At 56.1% G+C, this 18,097-nt stretch carries 12 protein-coding genes and 1 pseudogene; 4 read left to right on the top strand and 9 right to left on the bottom strand.

Annotated features, from left to right (window positions below):
• Positions 1–310: 310 nt before the first annotated feature.
• The gene (arcC, locus tag DW180_RS07160) at positions 311–1,273 is read right to left on the bottom strand and encodes a carbamate kinase (protein WP_006235166.1); all 963 of its coding nucleotides are present in this window, start codon (positions 1,271–1,273) and stop codon (positions 311–313) included.
• A 435-nt stretch (positions 1,274–1,708) separates the two neighbouring features.
• On the opposite strand from arcC, the gene DW180_RS10280 reads away from it, so the two are divergent.
• Together DW180_RS10280 and DW180_RS07155 are read left to right on the top strand one after the other, a co-directional pair.
• Positions 1,709–1,858, top strand: a complete 150-nt coding sequence (locus tag DW180_RS10280; RefSeq protein ID WP_158551673.1) for a hypothetical protein — start codon at positions 1,709–1,711, stop codon at positions 1,856–1,858.
• 107 nt (positions 1,859–1,965) lie between these two features.
• On the top strand, positions 1,966–3,327 hold the full coding sequence (locus tag DW180_RS07155; protein ID WP_118238165.1) for an ATP-binding protein: 1,362 nt from the start codon (positions 1,966–1,968) through the stop codon (positions 3,325–3,327).
• A gap of 255 nt (positions 3,328–3,582) precedes the next feature.
• Here DW180_RS07155 and nifJ read toward each other — a convergent pair whose 3' ends face one another.
• Together nifJ and DW180_RS07145 are read right to left on the bottom strand one after the other, a co-directional pair.
• Positions 3,583–7,122 (bottom strand): pyruvate:ferredoxin (flavodoxin) oxidoreductase, encoded by a 3,540-nt coding sequence (nifJ, locus tag DW180_RS07150; RefSeq protein ID WP_118238163.1) that lies wholly within the window; start codon positions 7,120–7,122, stop codon positions 3,583–3,585.
• Positions 7,123–7,599: 477 nt separating this feature from the next.
• Entirely contained in the window at positions 7,600–8,079 is a 480-nt protein-coding gene (locus DW180_RS07145) for an FHA domain-containing protein (RefSeq protein WP_187361855.1), read from the bottom strand.
• A gap of 443 nt (positions 8,080–8,522) precedes the next feature.
• Between DW180_RS07145 and DW180_RS07140 the strand changes: the two genes are divergently transcribed.
• Both DW180_RS07140 and DW180_RS10160 read left to right on the top strand, forming a co-directional pair.
• Positions 8,523–9,881 (top strand): radical SAM protein, encoded by a 1,359-nt coding sequence (locus tag DW180_RS07140; RefSeq protein ID WP_082421808.1) that lies wholly within the window; start codon positions 8,523–8,525, stop codon positions 9,879–9,881.
• Positions 9,882–10,050: 169 nt separating this feature from the next.
• Positions 10,051–10,254: a hypothetical protein gene (locus tag DW180_RS10160; RefSeq protein WP_124785779.1), complete on the top strand. Its 204-nt coding sequence runs from the start codon at positions 10,051–10,053 to the stop codon at positions 10,252–10,254.
• Positions 10,255–10,854: 600 nt separating this feature from the next.
• Here DW180_RS10160 and DW180_RS10590 read toward each other — a convergent pair.
• The 6 genes and pseudogenes from DW180_RS10590 to DW180_RS07115 all read right to left on the bottom strand — a co-directional run bounded on the left by DW180_RS10590 (position 10,855) and on the right by DW180_RS07115 (position 17,958).
• Positions 10,855–10,980, bottom strand: a complete 126-nt coding sequence (locus tag DW180_RS10590; RefSeq protein WP_255413194.1) for a hypothetical protein — start codon at positions 10,978–10,980, stop codon at positions 10,855–10,857.
• Between the two features lie 368 nt (positions 10,981–11,348).
• On the bottom strand, positions 11,349–12,980 hold the full coding sequence (locus DW180_RS07135) for an ABC transporter ATP-binding protein (protein WP_055310069.1): 1,632 nt from the start codon (positions 12,978–12,980) through the stop codon (positions 11,349–11,351).
• A 695-nt stretch (positions 12,981–13,675) separates the two neighbouring features.
• Positions 13,676–13,942, bottom strand: a pseudogene (locus DW180_RS10675) (methyltransferase); the annotation flags it as partial.
• A 327-nt stretch (positions 13,943–14,269) separates the two neighbouring features.
• Positions 14,270–15,208, bottom strand: coding sequence for an FHA domain-containing protein (locus DW180_RS07125; RefSeq protein ID WP_118238161.1), 939 nt, complete (start codon positions 15,206–15,208; stop codon positions 14,270–14,272).
• Between the two features lie 3 nt (positions 15,209–15,211).
• Positions 15,212–17,056, bottom strand: coding sequence for a hypothetical protein (locus DW180_RS07120; RefSeq protein ID WP_117736772.1), 1,845 nt, complete (start codon positions 17,054–17,056; stop codon positions 15,212–15,214).
• Positions 17,053–17,958 carry a hypothetical protein gene (locus tag DW180_RS07115; RefSeq protein WP_117564927.1) on the bottom strand — a complete coding sequence of 302 codons (906 nt, stop codon included), beginning with the start codon at positions 17,956–17,958 and terminating at the stop codon, positions 17,053–17,055. The genes DW180_RS07120 and DW180_RS07115 overlap by 4 nt, the downstream gene beginning before the upstream one ends.
• Positions 17,959–18,097: the final 139 nt, after the last annotated feature.

The raw sequence follows: 18,097 nt of genomic DNA, 5'->3' as shown, positions 1-18,097 counted from the left end.
ATCCCGCTTTGAAGTTCGATAGCGGGATGCGCTTTCCTCTAGCGGCATGCTTGGGAAACTGTGCCCCACTTTTCGGCCAAATTCAGGGATGTATTTTCCGGTTGAGGGCCCCGGGGAAACTGCGCCCCATTTTGGACGCTCATTCTGGGATGTGCTTTCCGCAGTTGATTGGTGCTACTCATTTAAGTCTGTCCCCAATGACCACCGATAGCAAAAGCCCCGCAGTAGGAGCGGACTGCGGGGCTCGTGAAGAGAGGCTAGTTTGTGGGCGTCTTGCCTGGCGCCCACGAGAGAGGCAATGGAGTAGAGACTACTCGTGGATGCGGGTACCGGAGAGGCCGGCCATGGTCTCGGCGGCCTTGTCCAGGGCGCCGATGATGCAGGTGCGGCCCTTGCGGGAACGGGCAAACTTGATGGCAGCGCGGACCTTGGGCTCCATGGAACCCTTGCCGAACTGGCCCTCGTCGGCCAGGCGCTCGGCCTCGTCGGCGGTGAGGTCCTCGAGCTCCTCCTGGTTGGGCTTGCCAAAGTTGATGGCGACATGCTCAACGGCAGTCAGCAGGAACAGAACGTCGGCGTCGCAGTCCTCGGCCAGCAGCTCGCCGCCCAGGTCCTTGTCGATGACGGCGGGAACGCCCTTGTAGCAGCCCTTGTTCTCGTAGTCGCGGACGACGGGGATGCCGCCGCCACCGCAGGCGATGACGATGAACTCGTTGTCGAGCAGGTTGAGGATGGAGTCAGCCTCGACGATCTTCTTGGGATCGGGGGAAGCGACGACGCGACGCCAGCCGCGGCCGGAATCCTCGACGAAGACCTTGGAGGGATCCTCGGCCATGAACTCCTTGGCCTGCTCCTCGGTGTAGAAGGGGCCGATCGGCTTAGTCGGGTTCTTGAACGCGGGATCGTCGGGATCGCACTCGATCTGGGTGACGACGGTGGCGGCGTGCCAACGCTTATAGCGCTTGTGCATCTCGCGGCCAATGCCCTGCTGCAGGTGATAACCAATGTAGCCCTGGGACATGGCGCCGCACTCGGGCAGCGGCATCTCGGGGGTACCGATGGCATCGTGGGCAGCGGCGAAGGCGTTCTGGATCATGCCGACCTGCGGGCCGTTGCCGTGGGTGATGATAATCTCGTTGCCCTGCTCGATAAGACCAAGGAGAGCGTGGGCGGTGTTGCTCACGGCCTCGATCTGCTCGACGGGGTTGTTGCCGAGGGCGTTGCCGCCGAGGGCGACGACAATACGATCGGGCTTGCCAAGAGGCTTAGACATTGCTGGAATCCTTTCTGTAAAAGGCCTACAACCCATTAATAACCCGCGTCCGTGCGATACGCGAGTTTATTAAGGTTTATATTCTCTTTATCGCTCATTTTATTCATTTTGAAAATACCTAAGCGGCGAACGGTCGATTTTACCCGCTCAGCGTAAAGAAGCCCAGTTCAGGCATATCTACGCCATTTACGTGCAACTTTATTTAAATAGAGCAGGGATTAGACCAGATTATGCAAACTATATCTTTGCTAAACACAAAACGGACAGCGCAATATCTTACTCGCACTATACGAGATTCTATACATTTATTAGACGAGTATGCACCCCTGCAAAAACACGGGGCTTTTCATCCAACAAAAGGGATAGCCAATCGCGCTTCACCCCGCGGCAAGCGGCTGTGAGTTCGTAGTATGGAACTTTACCGTCGGCTTCTGCATGAACGCTGCCGACGCCCTTTCGCTCCTGCGCGCCCAAGCAGCCGAGAACGCTAACGGCGCCACTGCCAACCTGGCCACCCTCAACAACGGCGCCGCCAGCCTTTTCGCAAAGTACCGTGCTGGCTCGCTGGCTTTGAGGCCTAAGTGAGCTTTGCTATTTGCCAATTTTTGTATGATTTGGGTCAAATCTATTTGTCAATTTTTGTATGATTAGGGGCAAATCTATTTGCCAATTTTTGTCAATGAGGTGTTTTAATGCTACGCCGCAAGGTCACTGATAGGCTTTTGAGCTGGAAGAATAACTCCCATAAGGCCCTGCTTGTTACCGGTGCGCGTCAGATTGGCAAGAGCTATGCGATTCGCGCGTTTGGAAAGAGCAACTACGCTTCGTATTATGAGGTCAATCTGCTACTTGATGCCGAGGCAAGAGACGTACTTGTTGGCGCTAAGAACTCCATTGACTTCATCAACCGTGTGGCCCTTCTTGCGGATGCACCGCTTGTTGAAGGAGACACGCTTATCTTCGTCGATGAGATTCAGGAGTATCCGCAGATCGTTACACTTATGAAGGCGCTGGTCGAGGACGGACGCTTTAGCTATGTCTTCTCGGGGTCTATGCTTGGGACTGAGTTTAAGGGGATCTCTTCTTTTCCGGTAGGGTATGTCGAGCACATTGTTATGCGGCCGATGGATTTTGAAGAGTTTTGTTGGGCAAACAGCGTCAGCGAAAATGTGCTTGCAGATATTCGCAGCCGCCTTGTCGAGAGACGTCCCGTCGAAAACTATATTCATGAGGCGATGCTCAAAAACTTTAGAGCCTATATCGTTTGCGGCGGCATGCCAGAGGTCGTTCAGAACTATATCGATTCGGGCTATTCGCTCGTGAGAACGCGTGAGCTTCAAATTCAGCTAGTCGATCAGTACAAAAGCGATATCTCTAAATATGCATCGACTCGAGCGTTTAACGTTCGCTCCATTTTCGAGCAAATTCCCGTTCAGCTTGAGGCGGAGTCCCATCGCTTTATCGTCTCGTCTCTAGGCGAGGGAGCTCGTCTTCAAAAATACGAGCAGGATTTCCTATGGCTGGTGAACGCAGGCGTTGGATTGATGGTCCCCCAGGTGACGGAGGCACGAAGTCCTCTCAAGAGGACGGAGAAAACGACGGCCTTTAAACTATACGAGTCCGATACAGGTATGCTCGCATCGCGGTATCCCGGCAGCACGGCACGCGCCGTCTACCTTGACATGAAAACCCCCAACCTCGGCGGCCTCTATGAGAACGTGGTCGCACAGGAACTCGTTGCCCTCGGAGCAGATACGTGGTACTACCAAACGCGTGAGGTCGGTGAAGTCGACTTTGTAATCGAAGGTGCCCGCGGGCATGTTGTCCCAATCGAAGTCAAATCGGGCAAGAAAGTTCGAGCACATGCAGCCCTCGACCGTCTGATGAGTGTGAGCGAGTACAAAATTCCCGAGGCCATTGTGTTAAGCCGCGAGAACCTCAGCAAAGAGGGCAAGGTCCTGTACGCTCCAATCTATATGACATTCTGCCTCGATGAGTTTATGGAAAACGACGACCCCGACAACGATTTCTCGTTTGCACCCATATCCCTCTAGGCCATCTGGGTCCGCAACCAAATCCCCCTCTATGCCCAAAGCCGCGAAACAGCGACCGGGACAAGGCGCCCCACCAACCACGTCCTTCATCAGCCCACACAATCCGAGGACGTAGTCGTAGCAGGATCTGAGGGCTGACCTTCGCGGACACTCCGCAGGACGAAAGAACCCCCGCCGCACGTAGTGCGCAGCGGGGGTTCTTTCATGTCCGAGGACGTCCGCGAAGGTCAGCCCTCAGATCCTGCGGTGGGAGACCTAGGCCTCGTTGTACACCGTCTTGAGCTTCAGCAGGTGAGCGTAGCGGTCCATAGCGGCCTGCTCGTTCTCCTTGAAGAGCTCCTCGGCGCGCTCGGGGAAGGAACGCGTCAGCGAAGCGTAACGGGCCTCGTTCATCAGGAACTCCTGATAACCGCCCGCGGGCTCCTTGGAATCGAGCGAGAACTTCTTGCCGGCAGCAGCCTCGGGGTTGAAGCGGAAGAGGTTCCAGTAACCGCACTCGACAGCCTTCTTCATCTCGGCCTGGCAGTTCTGCATGCCACCCTTCTTGATGGAGTGCATCTCGCAGGGGCTGTAGCCGATGATGAGGGACGGGCCGTCGTAGGCCTCGGCCTCGTGAATGGCCTTGAGGGTCTGAGCCGGGTTGGCGCCCATGGCGACCTGCGCCACGTAGACGTAGCCGTAGCTCATGGCGATCTCGGCCAGGGACTTCTTCTTGGTCACCTTACCGGCAGCGGCGAACTGAGCGACCTGGCCCAGGTTCGAGGCCTTGGAGGCCTGACCACCGGTGTTGGAGTAGACCTCGGTGTCGAAGACGAAGACGTTGACGTTGTGGCCGGAAGCCAGGACGTGGTCCAGGCCACCGAAGCCGATGTCGTAGGCCCAGCCGTCGCCGCCGAAGATCCAGAAGGACTTCTTGGTGAGGTAAGCCTTGTCGGCGAGGATTGCCTTGGAAGCCTCACAGCCGCACTTCTCGAGCTCGGCAACGTAGGCGGCGGCAGCGGCCTTGGAGGCCTCGACATCGTTGATGGAGTCGAGCCAAGCCTGGCCGGCAGCCTTGATCTCATCAGACGGACCATCGGCAGCGATGATGTCCTGGGTAGCGGCAATCAGCTTGTGCTGAACGGCCTCATAGCCGACGGCCATGCCCAGACCGTGCTCGGCATTGTCCTCGAACAGGGAGTTGTTCCAGGCCGGACCGTGACCGTCCTTGTCCTTGCAGTAAGGAGCGGTGGCAGCGGGGTTGCCCCAAATGGAGGAGCAGCCGGTGGCGTTGGAAATGAACATGCGGTCGCCGGCGACCTGGGTCACCAGACGTGCATAGGCGGTCTCGGCGCAGCCGGCGCAGGAGCCGGAGAACTCCAGGTAGGGCTGCTTAAACTGGCTGCCCTTGACGTTGGCCGCGATGAGCTCCTTCTTCTCGGAGACGTTCTCGACCATGTAGTCCCAAACGGGCTGCTGGTCCATCTCCTGCTCGGTGGGAACCATCTCGAGGGCGCCCTTGGGGCAAACCTTGACGCAGTTGGTGCAACCCATGCAGTCGAGCGGGGACACAGCCATGGTGAACTTCATGCCCTTGGCCTTGGGGCCCATGGCGTCGAGCGTGCGGGTAGCCTCGGGCGCGGCGGCAGCCTCGTCCTCGGTCATCGCAAACGGACGGATGGTGGCATGCGGGCACACGTAGGCGCACTGGTTGCACTGGATGCACTTGGTCTCGTCCCAGTGGGGAACGACCACGGCGACGCCGCGCTTCTCGTATGCGGAGGCGCCCAGCTCAAACTGGCCGTCGGCGCAATCGACGAAGGCGGAAACAGGCAGGCTGTCGCCGTCCATGCGATCGATGGGCTCGAGCAGGTTCTTGACCTGCTGGGCGATAGCGGACTTGGTCTCCTCGGAGAGCTCGACGGGAGCGGCATCCTCGGCGGTAGCCCAGTCGGCCGGAACCTCGAACTTACGGAAGGCGGTAGCGCCGGCATCGATGGCCTTGTGGTTGGCGTCGACGATAGCCTGGCCCTTCTTCATGTAGGACTTGGTAGCCGCGTCCTTCATGTACTGCAGGGCGTCCTCGGCGGGCAGGACCTTGGCCAGCGCGAAGAAGGCGGACTGGAGCACCGTGTTGGTGCGCTTGCCCATGCCGACCTTGGCGGCCAGGTCGATAGCGTCGATCAGGTAGACGTTGACGTTGTTGTTCGCGATGTAGCGCTTGGCCACGGCGGGCATGTGCTCGGCGAACTCCTCGTCGCTCCACTGGCAGTTGACCAGGAAGGTGCCGCCCGGCTTGACGTCGCGGACCATCTTGAAGCCCTTAACGATGTAGCTGGGGTTGTGGCAAGCGACAAAGTCGGCCTTGGTCACGTAGTACGGCGAACGGATCGGGGAATCGCCAAAACGCAGGTGCGAGACGGTGACGCCGCCGGTCTTCTTGGAGTCGTACTGGAAGTAGGCCTGGACGTACTTGTCGGTGTGGTCGCCGATGATCTTGATCGAGTTCTTGTTGGCGCCGACGGTACCGTCGCCACCCAGACCCCAGAACTTGCACTCGATGGTGCCGGGGGCTGCGGTGTTGGGCGCATCCTCGGCCTCGGGCAGGCTCAGGTTGGTCACGTCATCGACAATGCCGATGGTGAACTCGCGCTTGGGCTCGTCCTTCTTGAGCTCCTCGAAGACAGCGAAAGCGGACGCGGGAGGCGTGTCCTTGCTGCCCAGGCCATAACGACCGCCGACGACCTTGATGCCCGTCTTGCCAGCCTCGTAGAGAGCGGAGACGACGTCCTGGTAGAGCGGCTCGCCGATGGAACCCGGCTCCTTGGTACGGTCCATGACGGCAATCTTCTGGACGGTCTCGGGGAGAACGTCGACGAAGTGCTTGATGGAGAACGGACGGAACAGACGAACCTTGACCAGGCCGACCTTCTCGCCGTGAGCGTTGAGGTAGTCGATGACTTCCTCGAGCACGTCGCAGAAGGAGCCCATGCACACGACGACGCGGTCGGCATCGGGAGCGCCGTAGTAGTTGAACAGGCCGTAATCGGTGCCGAGCTTCTCGTTGATCTTCTTCATGTAGCCCTCGACGACGGCGGGAAGCTCGTCGTAGACCTTGTTGCAGGCCTCACGGTTCTGGAAGAAGATATCGCCGTTCTCGTGGCTGCCGCGGGTGTGCGGGTGCTCAGGGTTGAGCGCGTGATCGCGGAAAGCCTGGACGGCGTCCATGTCGCACATCTCGGCCAGATCCTTGTAGTCCCACATGGCGACCTTCTGGATCTCGTGGCTGGTGCGGAAGCCGTCGAAGAAGTTAAGGAACGGGGTCTTGCCCTCGATGGCGGCAAGGTGAGCCACCGGCGAGAGGTCCATGACCTCCTGGACGTTGCCCTCGGCGAGCATGGCGAAGCCGGTCTGACGACAGGCCATGACGTCGGAGTGATCGCCAAAGATGTTCAGGGCGTGGGAAGCGACGCAACGCGCGGAGACGTGGAAGACGCCCGGGAGCTGCTCGCCCGCGATCTTGTACATGTTCGGGATCATCAGGAGCAGACCCTGAGAAGCCGTGTAGGTGGTGGTCAGAGCACCGGCGCCCAGCGAACCGTGAACGGTACCGGCTGCACCTGCCTCGGACTCCATCTCGACGACCTTGACCGGGGTGCCGAAGATATTCTTGCGACCCTGGGCCGCCCACTGGTCGACATGGTCGGCCATCGGGCTGGACGGCGTAATGGGATAGATTCCCGCTACCTCGGTGTACGCATACGAAACATATGCGGCCGCCTCGTTGCCGTCCATAGACTTAAACTTACGCGCCATATACCCCTCTCCTCTCATATAGGTATACAGGCCCCGGCGATCGCCGGGATGTTGGCGTGATGGGATTTTCGCTGTTGCTTCCAATCATCTGGCAGGCAGGCTCAGCAGCAGGTACATGGCGTGGAGAGAAGGCATGCCGAGGCGAGGAGGGCTGCACGCGCTCCACAAGCCCAGCTACCCGTCTTGCACATGACCGAGCGCCGCAAAGGCCGCATGCCGGATGCTCCCGGGCACGCCCCGGCGATGGGAAGCGCCCGCAACGGAAATCCGCATGCGGGTTTATTGTACCCCGCCGTCAAGTGTAATTTCGGCAAATATAGGCGGGCGGTAAAGGTTTACCTTGGGTGACCATCAAGGGCAAAATTGATCCTTCCGTCACCGAGGGACCAAATGGCAGCCGCGGTGAAATAGGAACTGTTTTTGCCGGCCGTAGCCTTAAACAGCCCCTATTTCACCGCAACTTATTTAGGAGATGAGTCAGAGGGCGCCGAGGAGGATGGCGTAGGTTGTGGATTCTCCGAGCTTGAGCTCGTCACCGGGGTTGAGCTGGGCGGAGCGGCCGGGCTCGACCTGGGTGCAGACGTTCGTCGCGTCGTTTACCACCACGGTTCCGTTGGTGGACGACAGGTCCTCAACGTACCAGACATTTTGGTCATCGCACCACACGTGGGCATGGCGAGCCGAAACGTCATCGCCCACATCGGTGATGCCGCCCTCCCCCGTTGCCAGCGCGCCGATCTCGACGCCTTCCTCACTCGGCTGAATCCAGCGCGGGACGCTCACCGCGTAGCCGTTTTGCACGCGCAGCAGTCCCAGCGGATGCGCCGGCGCGACCTCGTGCTCGCCCGACTTGGAACCAAGGCGGGCGTGAGAGCAAACGGCATAGGGAACGAATCTTGCGGATGTACTCCTCGACGTCAGGCAGGTAAGCCCCACGAAGTCACCGGGGAGGCCCAAGCGGCCCGGCACCACTTCCAGATTCTGACCAGGGCGAGTCGTTCGCCGGTGGCTGAAGGCTCGCTCCCACCCAAAAGGGGAGATTCGCGTTGTTCCCCAATCGCTCTCGCATCTTTCATTTTGCTCGAGGTGGGCTATAAAAACTTTCCTGGTGAAAGGCGGCGATTGGTTTCCTTTCTTTCTAGAGGAGCGCGCCTGTAATCTGTTTTCATCCTAAATCAAGTTGAGATCGGACCTTCCAGAGGCAAGTCGACTCAAACTGCGAGGCTCCATGTTGGAATAAAGAGCGCTGTCGAAGTGCCAACAACACAAAGCTTGCCAGTCTCAAATAGAACCTTTTGGGAGTCCGATTGGGCCGCACACCGAATCCCCGCTGGTGGTTTTTTATAGCTGCGTAACAATAAACAAGGTTAGTGCCAGTCCAGCATGAAATTGAGGAACGTATGCATTTTTTCTCAGTAAGTGATCGTCGTTACTGCTTCGATGAGGTCACTCGCAATTGCTTTCAGGTTGACCAAGCATCAGAAGATGCGCTTCGCATATTTGAAGCATCGGGAAGAACGGTCAACTCGAAGTTGCTAACAAAGTCACTTGCTGCGAAAGGCTACGACCAAACGACCATAGCAGAACTTGAAGACGACATTGATGAGTATCAACGATTGTCTGAGCGGACTTTCTTAACAAAAGACACGCCTCGAAAACTTAGATCCATCGAACTCCACGTTTCACATGCATGCAACCTTGGTTGTAGTTACTGTTTTGCCGGTAAAGGAGATTATGGAACGTCTCCTCTGCTGATGACAGACGAGATAGCCTTCAAGGCGGTCGACTACCTCGTCGCAAGTTCATCGGAAAACGAAACGCTTGCAATCGTCTTTTTTGGTGGGGAACCCATGATTAACGAGCCGCTGATATGGAAAACGGTCGACTATTCAAAAAGAATATACCCCAATAGAAACTTTACCTATTCTATTACGACCAACGGAACGCTTTTGAATGACACTGCTGTGAATTCTTTCAAGGAGCACGGGTTTTCTGTTCTGATTAGTCTCGATGGTACAGGATGCAAGCACGATGCATCGCGCCCGTACAAGACGGGAGGCGGCTCTTTCTCCGATATCGACAAAAACGTTCGTCGTTTTTCCGAGTCGTTCCCCTTCGGCGCAAGAGCGACCTTAACAAATAATAACTGTAACCTTGTTGAAGACTATCTTCAGTTTAAAGAGATGGGCTTCAGAAGGATTTACTTCTCGCCCGTGAGCTCATTCGATGAGAATATCAAACTCGACGAACACTCATTAAACAAAATCAGGGCGGGCCTAATAGATTTGGCGGATCAATATCTCAAACAGATTGATCAAGGGGAAAAGCCCTTGTTTAGAACATTGAAAACTGCAGTTGATTTGATTATGAGCAACAGGATCGCCTTTGTCGGATGCGGGGCTGGCAGGCGTTTTATTTCCGTGACTCCCGAAGGGGACGTATACCCCTGTCACAGGTTTGTCGGGATGATGCGATTCAAAATGGGCAACATCGTCACCGGAATTGACGAAACTAGGTATATTGAAAACTGGAGTCAGGGTGTCGAAAAAAGAATTGACTGTACGGACTGTTGGGCTCGGTCTTTCTGTGGTGGGGGCTGTAGCTGGGAGGCTGCAGACGAGCACGGCTACTTGCCCAAGAGTCTACACCCTGCATCATGTGAATATAGAAAAATGTGCTACGAGATGGCTTTTGACCTTATTTCCCGCCACTCATCTTCGCAGGAGAAAAATCAACGAGAAGCTACTGTATCGGAATAAGCGGTTCAGCGCATTGCTGTCACCATTGTGGAGGTGTTCGTTCTTCTGATTACCGTCTGCGAAGCTTATTGCTACGTTCGCCGAAACCATTCTAGAAATATGGTGAACTAGACATCTTGGTTTGTTATACACAATATTGAGGTTTTTCTGCACTCAAAGGGAGGTAGTCGTGAAGCATATTCATCCGATTAATCCAGGAAGTGGCGACGAGGCAGGCGTGAAGCCGATGTCTTTTGACTGCCTCTTGGGCATTACTGACATCTGTACTGTTTATGATAAAGCAGATGGCTGTGGTGCATACGATTACTGCGACTATGACATGGATGGCGGCAGCATCTGCGTTGTAGATCACTGTGGCATTGATCAAACGTAGTCTCTAATTGGATTAAGGTGAGGAGCTGTTATGAAGCATATCCATCCTGTTGGTTCAAATGAACATACTCCCGTTGAGCCTTGTTGTCTTGGAGTTGATATATGCAATTTTTACGACATCGCCGAGTGCCCTGTTGCGGATTGGTGCTATGTCGATAAAGAATCAAGCTGTGTTTTGCCAGCAGATTGGTGCGATCCAGTTGACGAGTAGTTTTTGTGTCTAGGAACTATTTGGTCCAATTCAAAATAAGATGGGGACAAATACCAAAATCTCGTGTCTGGGAGGAGTTATGCCATTATTGCAAGGTCTCGTTGGATTAACCTTTGTACTTGCTTTATATCTGGCACCTTTTTTATTGTTATTCTTCATTATCCGATTCTTTCTTCGGAAAAAATAGGAGTATCACGCAAACATTAGCGTAGCTTTCTTCCAATATGAGCCGAGCATTGGCAAGTGGAATAAGAAGCCCGACCGTTCGTCACATGAAAGTGATCGGACGGGCCTCTCAATTTAACCCGGGCCGCCACCCATAGCGGCTTTCCGGGCGTATTTTCGGTGCAAAGCAATCGTCAGTTTAATCCTATGCGTCGATACCGCATTTCATTTGTTCGGCTCGTATTCTACGGCCTTGTAACCCTCGCACTCTCCGGCAAACGGATTGAACACGAAGGCAGAGATGATGTGTGCGTGGACATCGAGGCTGCTGTAGGCAACATACTGGGGCATGGACCCCCGCTGCGCGTGGCATGCGGCCCGGCATATTCATTGCCGTCCAACCCCGTGTAGTTGCAGCAAAGGGTGGAACCTCAATGCTCAGCTCATGTTGTCCGTGGGACACGAGAATTGTAAGTACACTTTGGTGTGATTCTCACGATGATACTGAGCCACCTGGAATAAGATACGTCGCGACAACACTTCGCTTCACCTCTGTCTCGACAAGACAACGTAGACTAAAGTTTCCTTTAGTAAGAGAATGAGAACTATATCTGAAAGCGTTGCGATGGCGTGAAGGCACCGAGTCCGAACCGACTGAATGCTACGTGCATCTGCATCGCTTTTTTGTTATCTCTGTCAGTTGGGTAGCACTACACTTGTCAGCATTTACCCCGGTACATGCTGCCTAAATCCACTACCCCTTCTACCGCGCCGACCATCTCGTCATCGTGAGAGACAATGATGATCAGCTGGCTTTGCTTGTTGCGCTTAACATAGGCCGCAAGCTCGGCGCGGCTTACAGCGTCTAACCCAGTCGTGGGCTCGTCGAGTACCAAAACTGACGACTTGCGTGAAATCGCCGACCATAAGTACACTCGGCGCAGCTCACCGCCCGAAAGCGCGGAGCAACGTTTCCCGAGCAACTCCTTCACGCTGTTTTCCAGCGAAAGTAGGCCATCTACACCCCGGTGATAGGAAGAAAAGGGCGTGTCGAAATACTCTAACAGCTCTTTCACCGTTTCGTCCGGCGCGAAGCACGACTGTGGGCAGCACGATATCTCTCTCGCACGTATGTAATCCAAGTCGCATTCTTCGATTGGCACGCCGTTGTATTTTACTTTGCCTTTCGATGAGTATAGCCCGAGCATCAAGTAAAGAAGTGACGTCTTGCCTCTTCCGTTTTCCCCAACTATGCAATATGTACCAGGACCGGAAAACTTGAAAGAAAACCCGCCGAGGACCTCTCGGACAGATCCGTCTGGAAGGGCAACCGAGAATTCCAAATCAGATACCGAAATGTCATTTATTTCATCGAGTTTAGCTAAATCGGTCCGATTCCACCCCGATCTCTCCTTTTCTCTCGTCGCGATAGCCGTCCTATCCCATGATGCTTTGGCATCTTGATAGGATTTGAACAATGACATCATACTTTTCAAAGTCTTAAAGAGAACCGCGAAGTATGTACCGATGATAGTGTACTCGCCTATTGACATAGTTCCGTTAATGATTCGTACTCCGGAAACAACAAGTATCACCGCTTGAAACAACGCTGCGAAAAGACCATCGAGCGATGTCAGAGAATATGATAGCTTTCCGGAGCGCAAAACTTTGGGAAAATAGCTCTTAAACCCAGCGTCGAGCGCTTGTTCGCTCTTGCCGTACGAAGATGTCAGTTGAATGTTGAGAATCTGATTAAGCTGCGATGCAATTGCGGCGTAAAAGGCGCTGTCCGCCTCTTTCTTCTCATACGTGACCCTATACAAAAGTTTCCTCAACCCAGTAATTACACAGAAATACACGATGAGGAGAATGATGGAAAACACCGCGAGAGTTGAATCAATTGACCATATGATAAGCAATACGATGGGAATGGCTACAATGGACAGCGGCGCACTGATAAAATTCGCCAAAACGAAGGATGAGACCACGCTAGAGTCGGAAATAATCCGTTGCGTTGTATAGGCTGGATCGATGGTCCGACTCACCAAGTAATCGTCTCTTTCAAAACGCAAGACGGCCTCCCTGAGAAGATCAAAGGAAAGTCTCGTGGTTATGCGAATGGAAAGTGTTCCTGCAAAATAAGTAAAGAGGGTGGAGAAAACTCCTATTGACGCAACCAGGAGCGCGAAGAGTACGGCGTCTCTTTCGCTGCGGTTACCGAGAAGAAAATCTAAGAATTTCCCGTTCACGTATGGCATGGCATAGGAGAGAGCGGTTCCAATCACCGTGATAGCAATGAAGACGAAAGCCCCTTTTGCTCTGATGAACCTCGAGAGAACGCATCGAATCAAGGAAGGCCCCAATCTACCCGCCACAAAACATCAATCACTGATACCTTACACCTCAACACAACAGGAGCGAAGATTTGCCAATGAGACTGCTTTAAGATTGCCTTGGGCCAATACGATCTCAAGCTCTTCCTACAAGAGAGTCGGAATCGGACATCTCCTCCGACGAACCTGGCAATCGGGCGGTTGAAATATCTTTTTCAACCGCCCGATTGCCACAATAGATTTGAGCATCCGCCCACAAACGTCCGCGTTTTATACCCATCAAATCCTTTGCCTTTTGTCGTCTAGACTAGAAAAATCGCTCGAAATAACGCAACCGGCCTGCTCGCTTGAAGAAACCTAAGCCCGTAACGTAGATGTGCAAACTTCCGAAACGCCTTGCGCGGCATAGTGCGTATAAACTTCGTCAACCGCCTCAGAAATATCTGAGTATCGCGCCGGGTCAAAAGCATACGATGTCGCAGCTATACCCTGCACCCATTCGGAACGCGGATTAATTGAATAGCCACACAGCATCATCATACATGCATCTAGACCTGATTTCCCAAGTATCCGACGTATTGATGAGAGCATCGCGGGTCGCCCCCGCACCATCGTCGTCACCCCTATTAGCAGTATTTACCGTTTTTCTCTAAATGCGTATCGCCACCCTTAAGAATACGAAGTGTTTTATCCAGACCCGATTGTCCTCCATCTCAAACGAAGGGATAAGGAATCTCATCCGGAATCGGCAGTAACGGAGGATTCACAACGACAAGCGAAAAACATGAGTCATCTCTCAGAGGGGAGTAAAGGCTCCCCTCAAGCACCCTAGTTTCGTCATCCAAAGAGTTGATGGCAGTGTTTTTCTTACAAAGGTCGACAACAAAAGGGTTGATTTCTACAGATGTTACATCCATGCCACAGTTGGTAAGTATCAGGCCCTGTATTCTGGGGCCAGAACACAAATCGAGAGCCTTCCGTGCGCTCTGCGGTGTAAGGCGCCAATCTCAGCAAATCTGTCCCACAATACTGCGCTGAAGAACAACACGGAACCCCTGAGCCAAACTCCCCTATACCTTATTAAGGCTAAGACAGGCAAGTTCACGCACCCGGCATATTCCAGAATAACATCCTATTGTTTTAGATGCTCTACAAGCATGAACAGCCGCGAATCGGAAAGATCTTCTAGTTTCGCCCCGACTGACCGCCAAGGGCCAAAATGGCCTCTCCATCCCCAGGCGACCGGCTCTGGCGCGCCGAGGAGTGTCCCCAAGTGCCGGCAGAAAAGGAACGTCCTTAACTGCCGGCTAGAGGGCACCGAAGAGGATGGCATAGGTAGTGGATTCGCCGAGCTTGAGCTCGTCGCCGGGATTGAGCTGGGCGGAACGGCCGGGCTCGACCTGAATGCAAACGCGCGTGGCCCCGTTTACCACCACGGTTCCGTTGGTGGACGACAAGTCCTCGACGTGCCAGATATTTTGAGCATCGCACCAGATATGGGCATGGCGGGCCGAGACATCGTCGCCGACGTCGGTAATATCGCCCTCACCAGTGGCCAGCGCGCCAATCTCAACACCCTGCTCACTCGGCTGAATCCAGCGCGGGGCGCTCACGACAAAACTGTTTTGCACGCGCAGCAAGCCCAAAGGGTGCGCCGGGGCGGGTTCGCGTTCGCCCGCAGTCAGCGACATGCCAAGCGAACGCGGCGTGGATGTGCCTCCGCCGCAGGTCGCGTTCGCGTAGTCGATGGCATAGTTCACCGAGGACCGCACATCCGCCGAACAACCGACGGCGACAAACAGCACCAGCACGACCTCGGCGCGCTCGGCGGGCATGAGTTCCGCCGCCTGGGACAGGCGATCGAGCGCGTTGCGATAGAGATTCGTGTCCTGGTGGCACTCTTCGAGCGCGCGTACCATCGGTTCACCTGCAGGACCGCACACCATATTGATTACAGCCGTGGAGTCCATGGGATTGCGCTGGCGCAGGGCCAGTTGCGACATAATACGCGCAGCCGAGGTACCGTATTCGACAAAGTAGCGCTGCTGAAGCGTGCCGACCGGCGCGCGAACGATAAAGCGGGAAACCCAAGAGCGATCGGCGGCTCGGCTCTGCGGGCTGCGGCCGTCGGCGAGCGGACGGGACGAAAGCACCAAGCCGCACAGCTCGATATGGCTCAGATGCGCTGCGCGCTTAAAGATGTCAAACATGGCCCCGCATGGGGTGAGCTCAACTTGAGATGCCATGACCTAGGCCTCCTTGGTCGTAGAAATAGAATCGGACGATACTTCGACAGGTCCGCCAAAAGTACGGACAGCTGCGGCTCCACCGGCAAGCGGAGTCGCCATCTGGGCTTTTGTGCGTCGCGGTGCCGAAACGGGAAGTTCAAAGGCAAAGCCCATCGCAAGCAAAAACCACGTAAGCGTATAGGTTGCAACCAGAGCGGCAACAAGGCCGCCCATCACGGCGCGTTGGGAAAATACGCTACATGCAGCCACAACCAGCACCGGAACCTCGCAGGCAGAAAGCGCAAGCACACCCTGCAGGAAGCCCGAGCGCCGATCGCGCGCAAGTGCCCCCGCGGCAACGCCGGCTATGCCTGGCAGCGCCAACGCCAGTGCGGCAATAATACCCGGTAGCGACCCAGACCACACGAGCGATCCCAAAGTCGCCGTCACGCGAGCGCCCGACGCCAGCAGCGCGGCCGAAACCACGACCACAGCCCAAACCACGCCACAGACGACCGTCGCGCCGACCATCAGCGCGCGACGAACCGCGCGGCCAGACGCATCCATGGGGCACGGCGTGAGCGGCTCGCCGCGGAGCGAACGACCGACATTTTGCGCATAGTGGTCACAAAACGCCGAGAGCGCCGCCTCGACCGCCGCCGGCTCGGGACGATCTTTTTGATGGCTGGACAGACAGGCCATCACCACGTCGAACAGCTGGGCATCGACAAACGCCAGCGCATCGCGTAGCTCCTCGGAATCCGGCTCAAGCCCCAGCTGCTGGGCCTGCTCGGCCGCAGCGAGCGCCACATCGGGCTCACGACGAAGCAGCTGAGTCAAATCGCAACCGGGCGCATGGGCACCAATGGGATAGTCGGGCAGCGTGTCCATCTTGAGACGGTAGGGGCTGGCGATGTCGCGCGTCTTTTTGCGCGAACCCGAGGTGCCCGAAGTGCTCGGCGCGGCTTCGTATGGCGCGGCGCCGGCAATGAGCTCGTAAACCGTGCTTGCTGCGGCATAGACGTCGATCGCCGGCGACATACGCAAAGCGCGCAGGTCGGGAATATCGTCGGTGAGCATCTCGGGCGGGGCATAGGCAACCGTCGCGCGACGCAGCGTGGCATAGCGCTCCGTAAACGACGCCTTGCCGCCGGTACCGGCCACGGCCGACGCAGGCTCAAGCGCCAGCGACGAGCCAAAGTCGATCAGGCACAGGTCAAAGGTGCCCTCGGCAAGCTGCCGGTCAAGCGGTAGACGCGCCGTACGCACCATAATATTAGCGGGCGAGATATCGCGATGGACAAAGCCCTCGCCCACCAGGCTCATACGGCAGAGCAGATCGAACAGGTCGCGACCCAGACGCGCCGCCACAAGCGGCGATAGGCGGCCGGCATCGTCCACGGCAAAGCGCGAGCGCAAGCGGGCGAGCGTCTCGCCCTCGACCCATTCCATGACAATTGCAGGCACACCGTCGACCTCGCCCCAGCCATAGAGGCGGGGAAAGCCCTTAAGGCCCGAAAGGGCGCGATGGCATTCGTATTCCTCGCGAAACGCCGCTTTGAACTTGGCGACCAGCGCCTCATGGGCGGCGGCATCGTCAAACTCATCGCACGTTGGCAAGATGAGCTGCTTGAGTGCCACGGCCTCGCCTTGGGCGTTGACGGCACGCGTCACGCGGCCGATACCGCCACGGCGCATGGTGGCATCGTCGGCAAACAGTATCGTAAAACGACGCAGATAGGCAGGCAGTTCGTCCTGACCGAGCGCAATGGCCGGCTCAAACCCGTCGACACGCGCCAGGCGCAGGCCGACCATGGGATCGCGACCGAGCGATTGTGGTGTGGTGGATGCAAGATCGGTCATCATAGGGCAAGCGCCGCCACGTTATTGTTGAAGTTACCGAGCGCGACGTCATCATCGCCGTAATGGCCGACCCATTGACATAGGTTGGTGTAACAGCCCCACAGATTGGCATACTGCTGATACCACTTTGACCGGGGCGAGAATGTCTGACGACCGAACTCGGCTCGAATGACAAACATCTCCCCGACCAGGCTGTCGCACGGCCTGGGATCTCCCGTAGAGTTATAGGTCGAGACCACGTCATTGGCACGAGAAACATAGCCGTCGAGCATGTTGTACTTGGTCACAAGCCAGCTGTGAATGCTCTCTTCCTCAGCAGCGGAAAGGCCACCGGAGTTTGCATCGTTGTCAGTGTTGCCGCCCGTCGAGCCGCCGTTTCCAGACCCTCCGGCAGAGGAACCCGACCCAGAGCCACCGCCCGAACTCGACGAATCCGAGCCGGAGCCAGAAGTATCCGAGCTACCGGGCTTTCCGGACTGCTGGGCGTCCTGCTCCTTCTGCTGCTCGACCTTATTCACCGTTGCCGCCACGCTATTGTTGGACAACCGATCGATGATCTTGGTGTTGGTGAGCACGATGGTTTTGCCATTGGCAAGCGTGACTTCGTTGTCCGGGGCCTCGGCGCCGTCCGCGTCGCCGGTGCCAAACACAATATGCGCGACCACACTTGCCCAAGCATATCCAGTCGTGGTCCCCAGGTCACTTTTGACCTCATGCCCCACGCGCGGTTCGCGTGCGGCATGTGCCTGCATCATGGACGGCACGGTCATGCCATAGGCAGAAACGCCAGCTATGACCAGCACCAGCGAGCAAGACAGCAGTGCGTACGCCCGCGGCGCCAAGCCCAGTCGGCGTCGCATGCGCACCGCGGCGCCGCGCTTTGTCTGAGTGCCACCGGGCCGCATGCGTTCTCCTCCAACAAAAACGCGCCTCTCGGGAGCGGCGCATTCATTCGAATCCATATTTGAGTGTATCAGCGAACCCAAAAGGTTGCGCAACGAATGGGCAAATTAAGGATGCGAGTGGAAGCATCCATGCGATAAG

The sequence above is a fragment of the Collinsella sp. AM16-21 genome (assembly GCF_003471905.1).
Taxonomy (GTDB): domain Bacteria; phylum Actinomycetota; class Coriobacteriia; order Coriobacteriales; family Coriobacteriaceae; genus Collinsella.
The sequence above is the reverse complement of the archived record's forward strand: the minus strand, read 5'-3'. Positions and strand labels throughout refer to the sequence as shown.

Coding starts and splice junctions, on each gene's coding strand:
- nifJ (WP_118238163.1), bottom strand. CDS start 7,122: ATGGCGCGTAAGTTTAAGTCTATGGACGGCAACGAGGCGGCCGCATAT.
- DW180_RS07115 (WP_117564927.1), bottom strand. CDS start 17,958: ATGCGGCCCGGTGGCACTCAGACAAAGCGCGGCGCCGCGGTGCGCATG.
- DW180_RS10590 (WP_255413194.1), bottom strand. CDS start 10,980: ATGCCCCAGTATGTTGCCTACAGCAGCCTCGATGTCCACGCACACATC.
- DW180_RS07155 (WP_118238165.1), top strand. CDS start 1,966: ATGCTACGCCGCAAGGTCACTGATAGGCTTTTGAGCTGGAAGAATAAC.
- DW180_RS07120 (WP_117736772.1), bottom strand. CDS start 17,056: ATGATGACCGATCTTGCATCCACCACACCACAATCGCTCGGTCGCGAT.
- DW180_RS10280 (WP_158551673.1), top strand. CDS start 1,709: ATGAACGCTGCCGACGCCCTTTCGCTCCTGCGCGCCCAAGCAGCCGAG.
- arcC (WP_006235166.1), bottom strand. CDS start 1,273: ATGTCTAAGCCTCTTGGCAAGCCCGATCGTATTGTCGTCGCCCTCGGC.
- DW180_RS07125 (WP_118238161.1), bottom strand. CDS start 15,208: ATGGCATCTCAAGTTGAGCTCACCCCATGCGGGGCCATGTTTGACATC.
- DW180_RS07140 (WP_082421808.1), top strand. CDS start 8,523: ATGCATTTTTTCTCAGTAAGTGATCGTCGTTACTGCTTCGATGAGGTC.